The sequence below is a fragment of the Natronomonas salsuginis genome (genome assembly GCF_005239135.1).
GTDB classification, from domain to species: Archaea; Halobacteriota; Halobacteria; order Halobacteriales; family Haloarculaceae; genus Natronomonas; species Natronomonas salsuginis.
This window is the reverse complement of the sequence record NZ_QKNX01000003.1, coordinates 295924-310400: the sequence shown is the minus strand read 5'-3', so window position 1 is coordinate 310400 and position 14477 is coordinate 295924. Positions and strand designations below refer to the sequence as shown.

22 protein-coding genes, 1 tRNA gene and 1 pseudogene are annotated in these 14477 nt (G+C 60.2%); 14 read left to right on the top strand and 10 right to left on the bottom strand.

Translation table 11 applies throughout. From position 1 onward, the window contains the following. Nucleotides 1-200: 200 nt before the first annotated feature. Complete coding sequence (locus DM868_RS09910) at nt 201-1049, bottom strand: DUF7345 domain-containing protein (RefSeq protein ID WP_137276718.1); 849 nt, start codon at nt 1047-1049, stop codon at nt 201-203. On the opposite strand from DM868_RS09910, the gene DM868_RS09905 reads away from it, so the two are divergent. Both DM868_RS09905 and DM868_RS09900 read left to right on the top strand, forming a co-directional pair. Further along, nucleotides 1048-1227, top strand: a complete 180-nt coding sequence (locus DM868_RS09905) for a DUF7554 family protein (protein ID WP_137276717.1) — start codon at nt 1048-1050, stop codon at nt 1225-1227. The genes DM868_RS09910 and DM868_RS09905 overlap by 2 nt on opposite strands. Beyond that, nucleotides 1227-1715, top strand: coding sequence for a 2'-5' RNA ligase family protein (locus DM868_RS09900; protein ID WP_137276716.1), 489 nt, complete (start codon nt 1227-1229; stop codon nt 1713-1715). The genes DM868_RS09905 and DM868_RS09900 overlap by 1 nt, the downstream gene beginning before the upstream one ends. A 58-nt stretch (nt 1716-1773) precedes the next feature. Here the strand turns inward: DM868_RS09900 and DM868_RS09895 are convergent. The 3 genes and pseudogenes from DM868_RS09895 to DM868_RS09885 all read right to left on the bottom strand — a co-directional run. Then, a pseudogene (locus DM868_RS09895) lies at nt 1774-2079 on the bottom strand (phosphoribosylglycinamide synthetase C domain-containing protein); the annotation flags it as partial. 133 nt (nt 2080-2212) lie between these two features. Beyond that, complete coding sequence (locus DM868_RS09890) at nt 2213-2737, bottom strand: hypothetical protein (protein WP_137276715.1); 525 nt, start codon at nt 2735-2737, stop codon at nt 2213-2215. Further along, the gene (locus DM868_RS09885; RefSeq protein ID WP_137276714.1) at nt 2734-3498 is read right to left on the bottom strand and encodes a nucleotide-binding protein; all 765 of its coding nucleotides are present in this window, start codon (nt 3496-3498) and stop codon (nt 2734-2736) included. Before DM868_RS09885 ends, DM868_RS09890 begins: the two co-directional genes overlap by 4 nt. 158 nt (nt 3499-3656) lie before the next feature. On the opposite strand from DM868_RS09885, the gene DM868_RS15140 reads away from it, so the two are divergent. Next, nucleotides 3657-3797, top strand: a complete 141-nt coding sequence (locus tag DM868_RS15140) for a hypothetical protein (protein ID WP_170964478.1) — start codon at nt 3657-3659, stop codon at nt 3795-3797. A 45-nt stretch (nt 3798-3842) separates the two neighbouring features. Here the strand turns inward: DM868_RS15140 and DM868_RS09880 are convergent, their stop codons facing one another. Beyond that, nucleotides 3843-4505: a DUF7095 family protein gene (locus tag DM868_RS09880; protein ID WP_137276713.1), complete on the bottom strand. Its 663-nt coding sequence runs from the start codon at nt 4503-4505 to the stop codon at nt 3843-3845. Between the two features lie 83 nt (nt 4506-4588). Here DM868_RS09880 and ncsA point away from each other — a divergent pair, with 83 nt between their 5' ends. Next, nucleotides 4589-5572 carry a tRNA 2-thiolation protein NcsA gene (ncsA, locus tag DM868_RS09875; RefSeq protein ID WP_137276712.1) on the top strand — a complete coding sequence of 328 codons (984 nt, stop codon included), beginning with the start codon at nt 4589-4591 and terminating at the stop codon, nt 5570-5572. Nucleotides 5573-5691: 119 nt separating this feature from the next. Here ncsA and ftsZ read toward each other — a convergent pair whose 3' ends face one another. The 3 genes from ftsZ to DM868_RS09860 all read right to left on the bottom strand — a co-directional run bounded on the left by ftsZ (nt 5692) and on the right by DM868_RS09860 (nt 7841). Then, nucleotides 5692-6876, bottom strand: a complete 1185-nt coding sequence (ftsZ, locus tag DM868_RS09870) for a cell division protein FtsZ (RefSeq protein WP_137276711.1) — start codon at nt 6874-6876, stop codon at nt 5692-5694. A 3-nt stretch (nt 6877-6879) separates the two neighbouring features. After that, the gene (locus DM868_RS09865) at nt 6880-7053 is read right to left on the bottom strand and encodes a ribbon-helix-helix domain-containing protein (protein WP_137276710.1); all 174 of its coding nucleotides are present in this window, start codon (nt 7051-7053) and stop codon (nt 6880-6882) included. A 227-nt stretch (nt 7054-7280) separates the two neighbouring features. Beyond that, nucleotides 7281-7841, bottom strand: coding sequence for a double zinc ribbon domain-containing protein (locus DM868_RS09860; RefSeq protein ID WP_137276709.1), 561 nt, complete (start codon nt 7839-7841; stop codon nt 7281-7283). 132 nt (nt 7842-7973) lie between these two features. Here DM868_RS09860 and DM868_RS09855 point away from each other — a divergent pair. From DM868_RS09855 to DM868_RS15895, 10 genes are all read left to right on the top strand, one after another. Next, nucleotides 7974-8047: transfer RNA gene (locus DM868_RS09855), tRNA-Tyr, on the top strand. Between the two features lie 175 nt (nt 8048-8222). Beyond that, the gene (locus DM868_RS09850) at nt 8223-8450 is read left to right on the top strand and encodes an RNA polymerase subunit sigma-24 (RefSeq protein ID WP_170964477.1); all 228 of its coding nucleotides are present in this window, start codon (nt 8223-8225) and stop codon (nt 8448-8450) included. Beyond that, nucleotides 8447-8839 (top strand): hypothetical protein, encoded by a 393-nt coding sequence (locus DM868_RS09845; protein ID WP_137276708.1) that lies wholly within the window; start codon nt 8447-8449, stop codon nt 8837-8839. Before DM868_RS09850 ends, DM868_RS09845 begins: the two co-directional genes overlap by 4 nt. Continuing rightward, on the top strand, nt 8836-10494 hold the full coding sequence (locus DM868_RS09840) for a DUF7845 domain-containing protein (protein ID WP_137276707.1): 1659 nt from the start codon (nt 8836-8838) through the stop codon (nt 10492-10494). The genes DM868_RS09845 and DM868_RS09840 overlap by 4 nt, the downstream gene beginning before the upstream one ends. 338 nt (nt 10495-10832) lie before the next feature. Beyond that, nucleotides 10833-11777 (top strand): hypothetical protein, encoded by a 945-nt coding sequence (locus DM868_RS09835; RefSeq protein ID WP_137276706.1) that lies wholly within the window; start codon nt 10833-10835, stop codon nt 11775-11777. 280 nt (nt 11778-12057) lie between these two features. Continuing rightward, a complete protein-coding gene (locus DM868_RS09830) occupies nt 12058-12315 on the top strand; it encodes a DUF7692 domain-containing protein (protein WP_137276705.1) in 258 nt (85 codons plus the stop codon). A 71-nt stretch (nt 12316-12386) separates the two neighbouring features. Next, entirely contained in the window at nt 12387-12686 is a 300-nt protein-coding gene (locus DM868_RS09825) for a type II toxin-antitoxin system HicB family antitoxin (protein WP_222845520.1), read from the top strand. Then, nucleotides 12683-12928, top strand: a complete 246-nt coding sequence (locus tag DM868_RS09820; RefSeq protein WP_137276704.1) for a type II toxin-antitoxin system HicA family toxin — start codon at nt 12683-12685, stop codon at nt 12926-12928. The genes DM868_RS09825 and DM868_RS09820 overlap by 4 nt, the downstream gene beginning before the upstream one ends. 433 nt (nt 12929-13361) lie before the next feature. Continuing rightward, nucleotides 13362-13523 (top strand): hypothetical protein, encoded by a 162-nt coding sequence (locus tag DM868_RS15135; RefSeq protein WP_170964476.1) that lies wholly within the window; start codon nt 13362-13364, stop codon nt 13521-13523. Nucleotides 13524-13525: 2 nt separating this feature from the next. Next, the gene (locus DM868_RS15895; protein WP_449289566.1) at nt 13526-13738 is read left to right on the top strand and encodes a DUF7563 family protein; all 213 of its coding nucleotides are present in this window, start codon (nt 13526-13528) and stop codon (nt 13736-13738) included. A gap of 140 nt (nt 13739-13878) precedes the next feature. On the opposite strand, the gene DM868_RS09815 is transcribed toward DM868_RS15895, so the two are convergent. Together DM868_RS09815 and DM868_RS09810 are read right to left on the bottom strand one after the other, a co-directional pair. Further along, nucleotides 13879-14112 carry a hypothetical protein gene (locus DM868_RS09815; RefSeq protein ID WP_137276703.1) on the bottom strand — a complete coding sequence of 78 codons (234 nt, stop codon included), beginning with the start codon at nt 14110-14112 and terminating at the stop codon, nt 13879-13881. Further along, a complete protein-coding gene (locus tag DM868_RS09810; RefSeq protein ID WP_137276702.1) occupies nt 14093-14311 on the bottom strand; it encodes a hypothetical protein in 219 nt (72 codons plus the stop codon). The genes DM868_RS09815 and DM868_RS09810 overlap by 20 nt, the downstream gene beginning before the upstream one ends. Between the last annotated feature and the right edge of the window lie 166 nt (nt 14312-14477).

Sequence of the window (14477 nt, the reverse complement as noted above, 5' to 3'; positions counted from 1 at the left end):
CGCGACGGGGGAGTGGATACTATTCGGGCCTACCGGCCCGCCGCGGTCGCGAGAGAAGAGTGGACCTACCGCTGGAAGCGATCGCGCCGGTGCGGTAGGGTCGCGTCATGTACTCGTGAGTATCCACAGAGCGGTATTAAATGCTTGCGAAACGCCGGTCGAATGGGACGCGATAGCACGACCGTGCCGCGATCGACGAACTACCGCTCCCGACCGACGAGAAGCGAGCCGAGAAGGAGCACCGCGACGCCGAGTGCGATCGGTGCGCCGCCGTAGGTGTCCGCGTTCGCCGGGGAGTGTGAGACGGGATCGAGATCGGCGGTCGTCTCGGCTGCGGCGGAGCCGTTCGCCCCGGTCGCGACGACCTCGAAGCGCTCGCCGAACTGCGTCAGCCCCGGCCACGTCGCGGCTTCCTCGCCGAGCCGTTCGGGGCGCGGAGAGACGCTCGTCAGCGCTTCGCCTTCCGGGGCGATGACGACGAGTTCGCGATCGAGGCTGTCGTACGTCGAGAACGGCTCCGACAGCACGAGTCGGTCGCCCTCGATGCGGGCGAGGTTCTCCCAGCGGAACTGGTAGGCGACGATCCCCGTCTCGCCGTCGACGGCCGTCTCGACTGTCACCTCGCCGACGCGGAGTTCCCGATCGAGGTCCGCGCTCGCCTCGTCGGAGACGAACTGCATCTCCCCGCGGAACCGTTGGGCGGCCGCCGCGCGAAGCTCCGCGTTGCTCTGTGCGTCCTCGAAGACGGCTCGATCCTCGGCGTCGGTCAGGTCGAACTCGTCCGTGAACACGACGTTCGCGTCGCCGTTCGGCTCGAGTTCGACGATGAATTGGCCGGCCGCGGGAGCGTCGACGGCGGCGGCGCTGCCGGCGAACCCACAGAGCGCGAGGGCCGCGATACAGCAGACGACGGCGATTCGGGCGGCGGTGTGCATCTGTCCGGAGATGGCCGCCAGGGGCCAAAAGCCGACCGGTTGCACGTCGTCGAGGGACTGCCGTGTCGGATCGGCCGGAGCGCTTTTTATCGGGGCGGCCCCACGGATCAGCATGTTCGACAGGGGCGCACTCGAAGTCGAGGACCTGCTGAAGATCGTCCTCCTGCTCGTGATCGCGATACTCGTCTTGGAGATCGTCGGGGAGTTCATCAGCATCCTCGCGTCGATCGGCCCGGTCATCGCGATCGTGATCGTCGTCCTCATCGTCGCGTACTTCCTCGATTATCTCTAGTGTACAGCTGTAACGCGCCGGTACCGGCAGACGTATCCAGACTCGCGCGCGGCCTCGCGAGCGATTGTTTCGACGCGACGCCCCGAGATCGACACACGCTCGTCGTCAAGCGACTCGGCGACGGCGCACCCGCAAGCCTCGCCCGACGGATCAGGCGTGAACTGGCGGGTGTCGGCCCGTTCGACGCCCGGACCGGCGGCGTGGGCGTCTTCCGATCGCCGCCGGTCGGCCGCGGTCCCGTCGCGTATCTCCGGATCGAATCGCCTGGGCTCCTCGAGTGTCATCGGCGACTCTGTACCGCGTTCGATCCGATCGACGGGATCGAAGGCGACGACTACGTTCCGCACGTGACTATCGCTCGCGGCGGCGACGCCGACCGGCTGGCCGGACGCGAGTTCGACGACGTGACGTGGACGGTCGAGTCGCTGTGGGCGTGGGCCGCGGAGTACGGCGAGGCGGTCGAACGGATCTCGCTCCCGATCCGGTGAGGAGCGCGTCCGGAGGTGTGCCGTCGCGAGTCAGTTCTCACCGACTGCGACCAGTCGCTCACCCGTCGTTCGGCCCGAGATACCCCCACGCGAGGGGGCGATCGCCGTCGCCGTCGATCCAGCGTTCGCCGATGTCGTCGCGGTAGTACAGGTTGGGGATGACGATGTCGTCGATGCGGTCGTAACACTGCTCGCGAGCCTCCTGCATCGTCTCGCCCTTCCCGGTCACGACGAGCGGCATCCCGCTGTCGCCGGCCACCCGCCACTGCCCCTCGACGTTTTTGACGTCCTCGATGTGTATTCCCTCGCGGCTGTCGGTCTCGAAGACGACAGCCGCGTTCCGCGAGCTCTCGATGTAGTATTTCACACCGTGTCCCTCCCTGTGGACCTACAAGCCGACGTCGCCGATGATCGCCGCGTCGAGCGAACAGAACAGAAAGTTCTTCGCGTCCATGGCGGACCGAGGCGGCCGATCGAATAAAGCGTGGCGGCGGTTCTCACCCGTCGATCGCGTCGGCGAAGCCCCATTCGTCGGCCCGGTCGAGCGCGTCACGGCGCGCGTCGTCACGGAGTTCCGACACCGCCTCGGCGTCATCGAGGAACGATTCGACGGCGCTGATGTCGGCCGGTTCGGTGTCGTTCGCCGTCCCGCGGATTCGGCCGGCGAGTTCGGGGTCGTCGGCTAACCGATCGGCGACCGTCCCCGGCGGGATGCGGAGAGCGTCGGTCCGATGCGGGAGGTCGAGCGCGTCGGCATCGAGCGCGTACAGTTCGAAGTGATACGGCGGCGATCCGGTGTCGTCGAGGGCGGTCGGTCCGCCGCGATCGGTGCCGGTGTGGTACGCGAGCGTCGCGACGCCCGCCTCGAAGGTGATGACGCCGCACTCGTCGGCGTCGCCGAGCAGCGCGTCCCGAGGCGACACCAGCGCGTAGCCGTCGAGTCGTTGCTCGAGAGCGTCTTCCAGCGCCGGCGAGAGATCGGTGAGCACCCGCGACCGGCGCAGCTCGCCGTCGGGGATCATAGCGGATCGGGGACCACGACGTTTCGGAACCGGTCGGCGACGGCCGCGGAGTCGCCGTCGTTCACCGAGAGCCGATCCGCGGCGGTCCGGAACGCGTCGGCGGCCGGCGTCTCGGGCGCGTGTGCGAGGAGCGGTACACCGGCCGAGCGGGCCGCCCGAACGGCGTCGCTCTCGGGCACCGTCGCGAGCGTCGGCCCCTCGAAGTAGCGCTCGGCCTTCTCGCGCACCTCGGTGATGTCACCGCGGGCGCGGTTGAACACCGTGCCGGCGATCTCCGAGCCGTACGACAGCGCGTACTCCTGCACTTTGAGGCCGTCGGAGATCGACGGAACTGTCGGGTTGAGGACGACCACGACGCGGTCGGCCAGCACGATCGGGAGGACGGCGCTCTTCGAACCCAGCGTCGCGGGCGAGTCGAGCAACAGGACGTCAGTGTCGGCGGCGAGGTCGGCGACGACGTCGCGGAGCCGTTCGGGGTCGGCCGCTTCGAAGGCGGCGAGGGAGGTGCCGCAGGGGACGACGGACATGCCGAACCGCTCGTACGTGGCCGCCTCGACGGGCGCGCCGCCATCGACGAGAACGTCGTGTAGCGTTGTTTCGACGTCCGCGAGCCCCGCGTGAAACAGGAGGTTCGCCATCCCGGTATCGGCGTCGACGACGGTCACGTCGTAGCGTTCGGCAAGCGCCATTCCGAGCGCCATCGTACTCGTCGTCTTGCCGGTGCCGCCCTTGCCAGAGGCCACGGCGAGCGCTTCGACCATTCGTTGCTTGCGAGTGAGTCGAATTCGGATATAAGGGTTGGGTTCAGCGGTCGGGCCGGTGGTCCCCTCGAACCAATCGAGCCGATCGGCAGTATTTGCCGCAAACATCACCAACAATCATTAACATTTAAGACCGTGAAGGTTATTGGTCAACGTAGATGACGCGAAACGAGATCGCGCCGATGGTTCCGGTGATGCCACGAGCGGACACGATGACCGAGATTCGAGCTGACGGCGGGCCGCGCAAACGCTACGACGTCAACGAAGTAGAGGCTCCGGTCGTTCCCGACCTTCGCTGAGCAGAACGACGTTTTTCGTGCCGATCGAGTCTCGGAGCGACAGCGCTACACCACGTCACCGCGAACGCTGACGCCGTCGCGATCGGAGCGCTGCTCGCGGAGCGTCTCGGCGGCGCGTTCTGCCTCCTCGTCGTCCATGCCGAGCATCGACAGGCTGGCCGACAGCGTCGGGAAGACGAACTCGCCGGTTTCGAGCTTCCGGAACGCCTCGGCGCTCGTTCGGCCACCCTCGTCGGTGTCGACCCACAGACAGGCGGCGCGCGGGTCGAGCAGCTGTGTGTAATCGCCCCTCGCCTGCGCGCCCCTCAATCGCTGAGTGACATTGTCCTCGAAGCCGGTGTTGCAGACCTCCACGTGGACGGGCTCGCCGTCGTCGAACAGATGGGCGGCCAGACAGCGCTCGGGCGCGGCGTGACCCGCGGCGTTCGCCCGGACGCGCTCGGGGAACGCGTCGGCCCATTCCGCGGAGACCGTCTTCCCCACGCCAGAGACGCCGAGGCTCGATTCGAACTCCGCCTCCCGCTCCGGGGCGTCCTTGAACAGGAGCTCCTTCGTCAGGTAGACGCCGAGGCGATCGATCGGGTCCATACCGAGCACCGCGTCGCCGAAGACCCACACCTCGCGGACCGGGACCGGCATCGGTTCGGACTCGACCGTCTCGATGACGTTACGGAGGCGCTCGACCGCGTCGGCCCGACTATAGCTCATCGTCGAACCGGAGGGGCCGACGAAACAAACGGTTGTCCCTCCGAGCCGAAACCCGTATCCGATCGACCCGGCAATTGGGGATAATGCAGTGCGATAAATGCGGCGAGGATGCGGTCATGCACGCCGCGTACTCCGGGCTTCACCTCTGTGAGAGCCACTTTCGCCGGTCCGTCGAGTCGCGCGTCCGACGGCGGATCCGCGACGACGCGCTCATCTCCGATACCGCGACCGGCGAGAACCCCGAGACGTGGCTCATCGGCCTCTCGGGCGGCAAGGACAGCGTCGTGCTCACCCACCTCCTCCACGAGACGTTCGCGGCGGACCCGCGGATCGAACTCGTCGCGCTCACGATCCACGAGGGGATCGAGGGCTACCGGGACGCCTCCCTCGACGCGTGTCTCGAACTCACCGACGACCTCGACATCGATCACGAGGTCGTCAGCTACGCCGACGAATACGACGTCGAGATGGACTCGGTCGCCGAGGACGACCCGCTCGGGATGGCCCCGTGTGCGTACTGCGGCGTCTTCCGACGCGACGCGCTCTCACGGTACGCCGAGGAGTACGGTGCGGACAAGCTCCTGACGGGACACAACCTCGACGACGAGGCTCAGACCGCGATGATGAACCTGCTGTCGGGCGACGTCCGACAGGTCGCGAAACACTTCGACGCCTCGCTCGGGAGCTTCAACCACCGAGAGGTCGACGACGATCCGTTCGTACCGCGCGCGAAGCCGCTCCGGGACATCCCTGAAAAGGAGGTCGCCCTCTACGCCCACCTCGCGGCGCTCCCGGTACACATGGCAGAGTGCCCTCACTCGAGCGAGGCCTACCGCGGAGAGATACAGGAGCACCTCTACGAACTCGAGGACGGCCACCCCGGAACGCGGCACTCGATCATGTCCGGCTACGAGGAGCTCGCGCGGCTCGCAGCGGAGGCGTATCGCGGCGACGAGAACGCGCCGCGCGGTGAGTGCGACCGATGCGGCGCGCCAACGAACAACGAGGTCTGCCGGAAGTGCGAACTCGTCGACGCGGTCGGCGGCGAGCTGCCGAGTGACGACTGATCGCTCGTCAGCCGAGCGTCATACGCGGTGTTTACACCCGATATATCAGACCTATAGACCCGACTATAGAAATAAAAAGTCGGTTACTGAGAGCAGATAAAAATTATTTTAAGTCTGACTTATCTGACAACGTCAATACCGTTGTTCTGCTCGAGTTCCGAGCGGCCGCCGTCGGTCTCGCCGACGTTGAACTGGCCGCCGGAGTTGCTCGAGGAGCTGAACTCGTCGTCGTCGATACCCTCGATCGCCTGCCGGGAGGCGTCGGCTTGCTTTTGTGTCGTCGGGCCGAGAATCTGGGCGGACTGAACGCCGGTCATGATCGCCATGACGCGGACCTTGCCCTTGTACTCCTCTTGAATGCGCGCGCCCCAGATGACGTTCGCGGAAGCTTCGAGGCGTTCGGTGATGTTCTGAGCGATTCCCTCGGCCTCTTTGAGGGTGAGGTCCGGGCCACCCGTGATGTGGACCAGACCGCCCGAAGCACCTCGATAATCGACGTCGAGAAGCGGGTGGTTCATCGCGTCGTTGACGACCTCCTTCGTCTTGTTCTTGTCCTGGGTCTCGCCGACTAACATCACCGCGACGCCGCCCTGATTCATGATCGACGTCATGTCGGCGTAGTCGAGGTTGATGAGCGACGGTTGCGTGATCGTCTCCGAGATCCCCTTGACCGTCTCGGCGATGATCTGGTCCATCACGGAGAAGGCCTTGCCGATCGGAAGGTTCGGGACGTAATCGAGCAGCCGGTTGTTGTCGAGGACGATGATCGAGTCGGCCTCGTTGCGGAGCTTTTCGAGCCCCTCCTCGGCTTTCACCGTGCGGGCGCGCTCGACGTTGAACGGCGTCGAGACCATCCCCACGACTATCGCGCCCTGCTCTTTGGCGATCTTCGAGACGACCGGTGCGGCCCCGGTTCCGGTGCCACCGCCCATGCCCGCGGTGACGAAGACGAGATCGGCCTCGCCGAGGACCTCCTTGATCGTCCCTTGGGCCATCTCGGTGGCGCGCTCGCCCATCGAGGGGTCGCCGCCGGCCCCGAGCCCGTTGGTCAGGGATTTGCCGACGAGGATCTTCGTATCCGCCTCGATCATCTTCAGGTGCTGTTTGTCGGTGTTGATCGCGACGGTGTCCGCACCGTCGACGCCGATGTTGTACAGGCGGTTGACGGTGTTGTTACCCGCGCCGCCACAGCCGACGATGACGATCCGCGGATCGCCGAACTCATCGTCGTCAGCCAGGTTTGCGTCCATGTCTCGCTGTTCGGCTTCGGCGTTCTCCAGCGCGGAGTTGACGATGTCCTGCATCGTCTACACCTTCGCCCACGGACGGTTCTTTTCGCGAGGCTCCGTCTCCTGCTCGTTTATCATCTCGCGCACGGCGGAGCGAATCGCCTCGCTCCGGTTCGGGAATTGCCCCGTATCGACCATGCGTTCGACCTGTTCAATCTGCTGCTTCGGGATTCGTAGTGTCACACGCTCCATATTGTTCCCCTCTGTTTCGTCAGTAAGACGACGTTGCACACGCGATCGAATCACGTTTACACTGACAGCGGGTTTGAAACCCGGCGTATGCCGGCCCACTGCCGTATGTAAGACGCGTCGTCTTACGCAAACGTACGCACAGATGGAGGATACTTAAATCTTTTTGTAGGCGTAAGACAGTACAGCTAAACCACCGTTTACAGCCCCCTGTGGGCGCTTTTCGGCGTTTACGAGTCTTGGAGAACGTCCGCAGCGGGCGTGCGTCGGCCACATCCGGGGCAGAATCCCCAGTCCGACCGGAGCTCGTCGCCGCACTCACAGAAGACACGATGGCTCGCTTTCTCCCCACAGTTTGAGCAGTAAACGGCAGACTGCGGTAGGTTTTCCCCACATTGTTTACACTCGTCATCCCGATCGTCGGACGCGTTTTCACGATCGACCGTCGGCGTCTTACGCGTCTCGTCCGACTCGTGAGACACATCGGTAGAATCACCATCAAGCGTGATGTTTACGTTCACGTCTTGGGGCGTTGGAGGCGTATACGCGTTCGTCAACCGCTCGGCGATTATTTCGTCGACTCGCTCGGCGATGATGTCGTCGAGCGAGCCGTCGGATGCGTCGCGCGTCGTCTCACCTTTCGAGCGTTCCTCGGGCGCGTTTACGCCAGAGCCGTCGTTCTCGTCGAGATACGTCCGGAGCGCCTCGCGCATCACCTCGCTCTTCGAGGCGTCGAACTCCTCGAGCTGCCGGATGAGCTCGTCGTCAGCCCGGAAGGTGATCTTGCTCATTCGTTGTCCGACAGTTGTGTGTGACGGTATTTCAATCTTCGCGCGCCGTCCGACAGCCACCCGTCAGACGGCGAGGGGAACGGATCGAGGTCAAAACCGTTAAGTCACACAGTCGTCTCCGTTCGAGTACGACCGCCCTTAGCTCAGACTGGTAGAGCAGTCGACTGTAGATCGACTTGTCCCCCGTTCAAATCGGGGAGGGCGGACTGCCTTTTCAGTCGAAGTACGGAACCCCCTTAATCCCGCGTTTACGCAACTCTTAGCTACTGAGAAGCACGTTTACGATTTCGGAAATCGGGCTCAAAATCTCGAGTGGAACTTGGTTCACAACGCGGGGCGACGCCCTCTTGCACTTTTTGTAGCTGAAACGGAGGGGTTCGCGTGAGCCCGCAGCTGAGCCTCACCGACTTCGACGACAACGGGCTCAGAGACCTCTCAGCGCTCACCGACGCAGAACGAGAGGCCTACGTCGCAGTCGAGCGCCAAAGCGTTCCTGTCCGTCAGCTCGCCCGCGAGACTAACCGCCGTCCCGGTACGATCGGCAACCTGCTCAAACGCGCGCGCCTTCGACTCGACGATCGCGAAGCGGAGGTGTCGGACACGTGGTGACCGAGCTGCGCAACGATCGAAACGGACTCGGTCGCTTCAACGTCACACCGGCTCCTGTCGTTCGCGCACCCGCGCGCAACCCCGACGGCTCCGTCATCTGTCCCGAGTGTGGATCGGACATCAGCTCCAGTCGCGGTACCCAGCGGCTTCGAAAGCCAGATTTCGCAGATCGTACACTCCAACAGCAACTCGAAGAGCCGCTACTGCTCTACGGCTGGCTCTGTACCCGACACCAGTACGACATCGTCATACCAGCTGCCTGTCGCGGCCGTGACGCATCGAACCTTCCCACTGGATGGATCGGTGTCAGACTCGTCTTCACCGACGAGATCGTCCGCTGGGCCCCGACACCGCGAAAGGAACTTCGCGAACAGGGAGTCGATCGATGAACGCCGCATTCATCGACCCAGCGTGGCACGAGGTCGCGGTCAACCTCGTCTTCGGTGATCGCGGTGCATGCTGTCAGCACGGTCTCGAGCCGTTCTACGCAGCCGAAAAAATTGTCCGCGATAACGATGGCTCAAAACGCGCGCGCTGTCGCGTGGGCGATCACTCTGTCTCCCTGAAACTCTACTACCAGAACTCTGGGATCGGATCGCTCAATCATTCCTCGTCAGCTCTCGAGACGATTCGAGAATTTCGTATCGCGTGGGAAGTGATCGATGAGAATGACGATATTGGGGAGCGATCCGGCAACATCCACATCGCGCCTCGAACGCCGAACATGACTGATCAGAACGGTAAGTCAATCTCAACGCCGAAGGACCTCACAGGTGTCAACTGCCGCATCCTCGGGAGTAACTTCCCGCTCGATCTCTACGGAGAGCTGTTACAGCGAGCGACGACAGCGCTCGGCTTCGACTCGCAGTACTTCGCTCAAGAGCGGATTCACCAAGGGTATAGCAACATCCAAGATGCGGCTCGATACGTCCGTTTGATCCGCGGCGAATCAGGACCGGTTCACTCTGTTGACGGCGTGCTCGCCCGGATCTCGAACCTGCTCGCGAACGATCGCGAAGGCTATCGGAAGTACGTGGCTGATGACACCGAGACTCCCGGCTATTACCACACGGCGACGATCGGCCCGAAGCGCGCTGGCGAACTGATCCATCAGCACCATCTCCCGAAAGAGTTCAAACACTATCTCGCTCGAGAAGCCGACAGCCTCGATCCTGAAGATCCGCTGTATCACCCGAAAGTCGAAGTCTCGTTGCAGACATCTCGAACAGACGATCCGATCCGCTGGGAAGAGCGTGAGCGAGTTGCTCGCGAACTCGACGAAGCGCTGTTGAATCTGCTACAGTGGGAGGACTATCCCATTACTGACGACGATCTCGATGACGACGATCGCGATGGTGGAGATCCACCCGGTGGGATTGGTCCGTTCGTCGAAGATCAATACTTCCTCGCCGAGACGAACCAGCGACAACGACGGGTGTTCGATGATCCAACACCCGAGCTGCAGAGCAGCCAAGAATCACTCGTGATGAAACATGTTGTCGATGGCTTCGAAGAGAGCGACGACGATGTGCTCGCGACACTGGTGACGGACGGTGGTCAAATCTCGCCAGAAGATATCGCGGATGAACACGGCTGGCACATCCAGACAGTGTATCGGGCGATTGATCGCCTCGAAGATCTCGTCGAGCACCACTACGGCAAGCTGTCGCTTCGATCGAACCACATCGCTCAACAGGTACATCAGTACGTACAGGCAGCGCGTGAGCACGCGACAGACGCGATGGATACGCTCGCCCGCTCGCTCGAGCACGAGATCGGGCTCGAGTTGTCAAACGACGCGCTGTTGGAGTGGCTCGATCAGTTCGGTGTGGACGTCGACGTTCGCCGTGAGGCTCAGCTCGAACTCCGATTCGGGAACGTCGACATGTACCGTAGCGAGTTCGCCGTTGATCTGACGACTGGACTGTACCAGTGGATGAAAGCAGGCTGGGAACGCGAACGATTCCTGAATGCGACGGTTGACGTGCGGCTGAAAGACGGCCAGTATCGGATGTCGGCCCAGGAGTTGTTGAAGAGGCACTGATACACGACGGTTGAGAGGCATCACTATCGATCGATTTTACCGCAATTTCTAAACCCCCGCATCCGGTCCTGTCTGTACAATTTACGAAGTTTACCTTGTTTTCAACTGGAGTCTTCGATCCGGCCGATTAGGGTGATCAGCGGGATAGAGAGCCAGATCACCGTCGCGAATTTCGAGGGGACCCTTTACTTCGCTCTTAGAGGTGTGGATAAGTCCACACAATTCAAACTACAGACAGCGCCGCAGGCGGAAGCGCAAATGAAACGCCCCTGAGTGCGCGCGAAATTTTTTCAGACCGTACCGACACTTGATAAGGGCGTGTATCTACATCGAACGCAATGCCTGAATCCAATGAGGGTGTACAGGGGGCTGGAGAACAATCTGTTGTCCAACTCATTCTCCAAAAGAATCGAACAGTATCTGTCGATTTCGAGGTGGCGCTCAATGCTCTACTTGCGACAGGTGTGTTTACAACTGCTTCGCCAAATTCGCCTATTTATGCTGTCTTACTGATATTCGCAGGTTTATTGCTCTTTTTGACTTTGGTCCGGAGAATGGGGGTTACTGGTCGGTTCGCACGGGAAGGATATATTATCTCAAAAACCCAGAAGTCCATCGAATTTTTCTCACTTGTATGCGTATTCCACATTGTACATCATATTGTCACTAGCTCGGCACTTCTTCTTGGACTCCAATTCGAGACTCTCATCCCAACATCATTAATCGCAATAACACTTATTTTTGTATTTATATTTCTTCAACAAATACTCTTCAGGGACTATTTTTTGTTTTTTGGAGCCTATTTTTTTGCTCACGCAGCTCATTTTAAGCGCCAAGAACAAGAGGATAAACAGGCAGATCTCCTTACAGAACAAATCCGAGAGCCAATGGCAGATGCCTTCGCATTAGTGGCTTACAAGGCTCTAAAAGGCAATATTCCCGAATCTGATTCCAGCGAGATCGAAGATCTCAAAGAATTCGTGAGGAATCTCGATGACATTGTAGAGAAGGAGGAGACTGATGGTTCACTTTTCGGGGTGATGATGGTCTCGATAGGGTTCTTAGCTGTCTTAGTTGCCATACCAATATTACTCGTTACTTCTTTCCTAAGTTCCATCATTGAATTCGGCCTTCTAATCATCGCAGTTGCTGGCCTCAATCACGCAATCGGGTTCCTCTATCTTGGCTACGGTATTCCTTCCAAAAAGACTCTCAGCGGTTTAGAATGGCAGATTGGAAGAACTGTAGTCTATGCTATGGCGATTATTCTAATGTACTCGTGAGCATTACCAGAGCGTCTGACAATCGATGGCCGAACTCACACCCCACTTATCAAGAAGCCCAAAGAATATTCCAAGACCCACCCCGGGGACTCACACGTCGAAGATCGTCCTTTCGTCGATATGCACACGAGCCGAGCAAACTCGTGTGTATATTCTACCCAGTTGCGCTGCCACAACGGCGACCGTTACCCAAGATCCCGAGCGATCACATACCAGTTTATAAAGTACCACCCGGTTCGTGAGCCGAAATAACTAGAATATCGCGCTCGTGTGTACGAGCATGCGTATTCGAACGGACGGCAAACACAGCCATCGCGACGGGACCATCGACCGAGCCGCTGACTTCTGGAGCTGCAACAAAACGACCGCACTCATGAAATCGGCGGAGTTCACTTACCGGATGGACCAAAATATCCGCGAACTCTTCGAGCGAGATGATCTCACCATCCGGCAGAAACGCGAGATCGCAGACACGCTCACCGTCCCAGCGACCTACGAAATCGAGATCGCCGAAGAGGTCCAGTTGCACACCGAGTAGCGAGGTTTCCCACTGAAACAATCGCTCAGAGCCACCACAGATTGAAATACGACTCTCACATACATCTGGGTATGGCAGTCCACGCTGACCGGGACGATGCGAAAAACGAAGGCGTCGAGTTCATCCACGAGGATGACGGCTCGATCACCGCTCGCGACATCGAAACCGGCGTGGCATCCTTCGGCGACACCAAAGCAGAAGCCCTTTCGATGCTCGCCGAAGCGCTTGCTCTTCACAGCGGCGAGGCCGGCGAGCCCGTCACTGATGAGGATTTTCGAGAGATCGGCATCGATCCCGAGACCGTCTCGGACGATCTCGAACCTTCGACGGCACCGTGGTTCGATAGCGACGACGAATCTGACCACTCGTGAGCCGGCAACGCTTTACTGGCGAGGAAATCGTCAAAGCCCTCACCAAGATGGGGTTCGTTCCAGTCGACCGAACGGGGAGCCACTTCAAACTCCGATACATTCATTCCGAAACCGAAGAAGTACGCAACGTCACCGTCCCAATGGGTGGGGAGATCCCGCCCGGAACCCTTCGATCGATCGCCGACCAGTGCGGTGCCGACGACTTCCATGCGTGGTGCGAATGGATCGACACCCACGCCTGAAGCCGATTTCTCCCGGTTTGTTCGACGGAAGACTCTAGGAACCGCAGATCCCAGCCTGTGATAGAGTCACCGCATGAACGCTCGAAAACTCAGACCGATCACTGCAGGCTCAGTCGTCTTCACTGTCCCCGTCGAATTTGTCCGCGAGTTGGGTATCCCAGAGTGGGTTGAACGCACCGGCAGCACTGATTACACCGTCTAGCTGACGTGGCTGCCCGAGCGCGAAGCTATCTCGTACTTCTTCCCCGAGCCGGACAGCCCGCAACAGCCCGATGCCGCGATCTCGCGACAACTGCAGATCAAGCCGCTGCAGGATGGCAACCGCGTCTACCTCGTTACAATCCCCGCAAAGATCCTCACATCGCGCGGCATCACCGACGAGGTTCTCGACGATGGCTACACGGTCTTCCCAGATGCCTCGATCGACGATCGCTTGCTGACGATCGAACTGGAGCGGCCCGACGAGCGAGCAAACCCCTGGAGCGGCCTCGAGAACGAAACGCCAGAATCGCCGACGTCCGACTGGCTGCTCGAAGGGACCAAACCCGACGGCACTGAGCCAGAACCCGCCAACCCGCTTCAGCGGGGTGACTGAGGATGGGTGACGATCTCCACTGCGAACAGTGCGGCAACTCGGTCAGCGAGCAGTTCGCTCGTGTCTTCGGCGACAACTCGAACACGGTCCATGCGTGCTACAGCTGTGAATCGCATCAGGCGATCGAGCGCGGCGCTGCCTCGGATGCAACCCCTGCCATTTCGGGCTCACGCACGCGATCGTCTAACTCGACCAGTTGGGCTCGGAACTCCTGAGTTAATCGCGTGGTCTTGTTGAAACCCCTACACAGTGATGGGTTTCAGAAATAGTGCTGCATACAGAGCATGAGTTCAGCACTCGGCTACCGTTGATTTCACACATTCTCATGTGACCAACTGTTCTGTCGAACATGCTATCAGCCCATCCCCCGTAAGATGCTGATGATCAAAGCTCCAACCCCAACACTGCCGACAGCCAGCACCAGCGCCGAAGCAGTGCTGACCCGCAGTTGTTCGGCAGTATCTGAAAAGAAGCCGTCAACGGGTGGAATAGCACCCAAAATTTGAATCCCAACTAGAGCGAGGATAGCTACAGCCAGTATAGAAACAATAGTACCGACCGCCCGCATATCAGAATCCTCTCGAATCATTCAATAACCACAACCCAACGACACCGAATCCGACGACTATACTTCCGACTACGAAGGGGGTAATATCAACTATGGCAGATTTGATTGCAAAAGGGCCATCTTCAGGCAATATTTTATACATATATGACAAAACCACAACCAACAATAGCGCACCGATTAGGCTCACAGATATTTTCCGCGCCATACCGACGAGATCCATATCGAAAAGGGGTCCTTCGAATTAATAAATCCACTACTACTGACTGATCACTGAATCCCCTGCATTGAGCGATTCGAGCTTAGCTGAATCTACTGGAACTTCGTGCAAGACTCGCGCGCTGTATTCAGCAGACCACTCCTATCAAGCACTGGGAATTTCAACACAG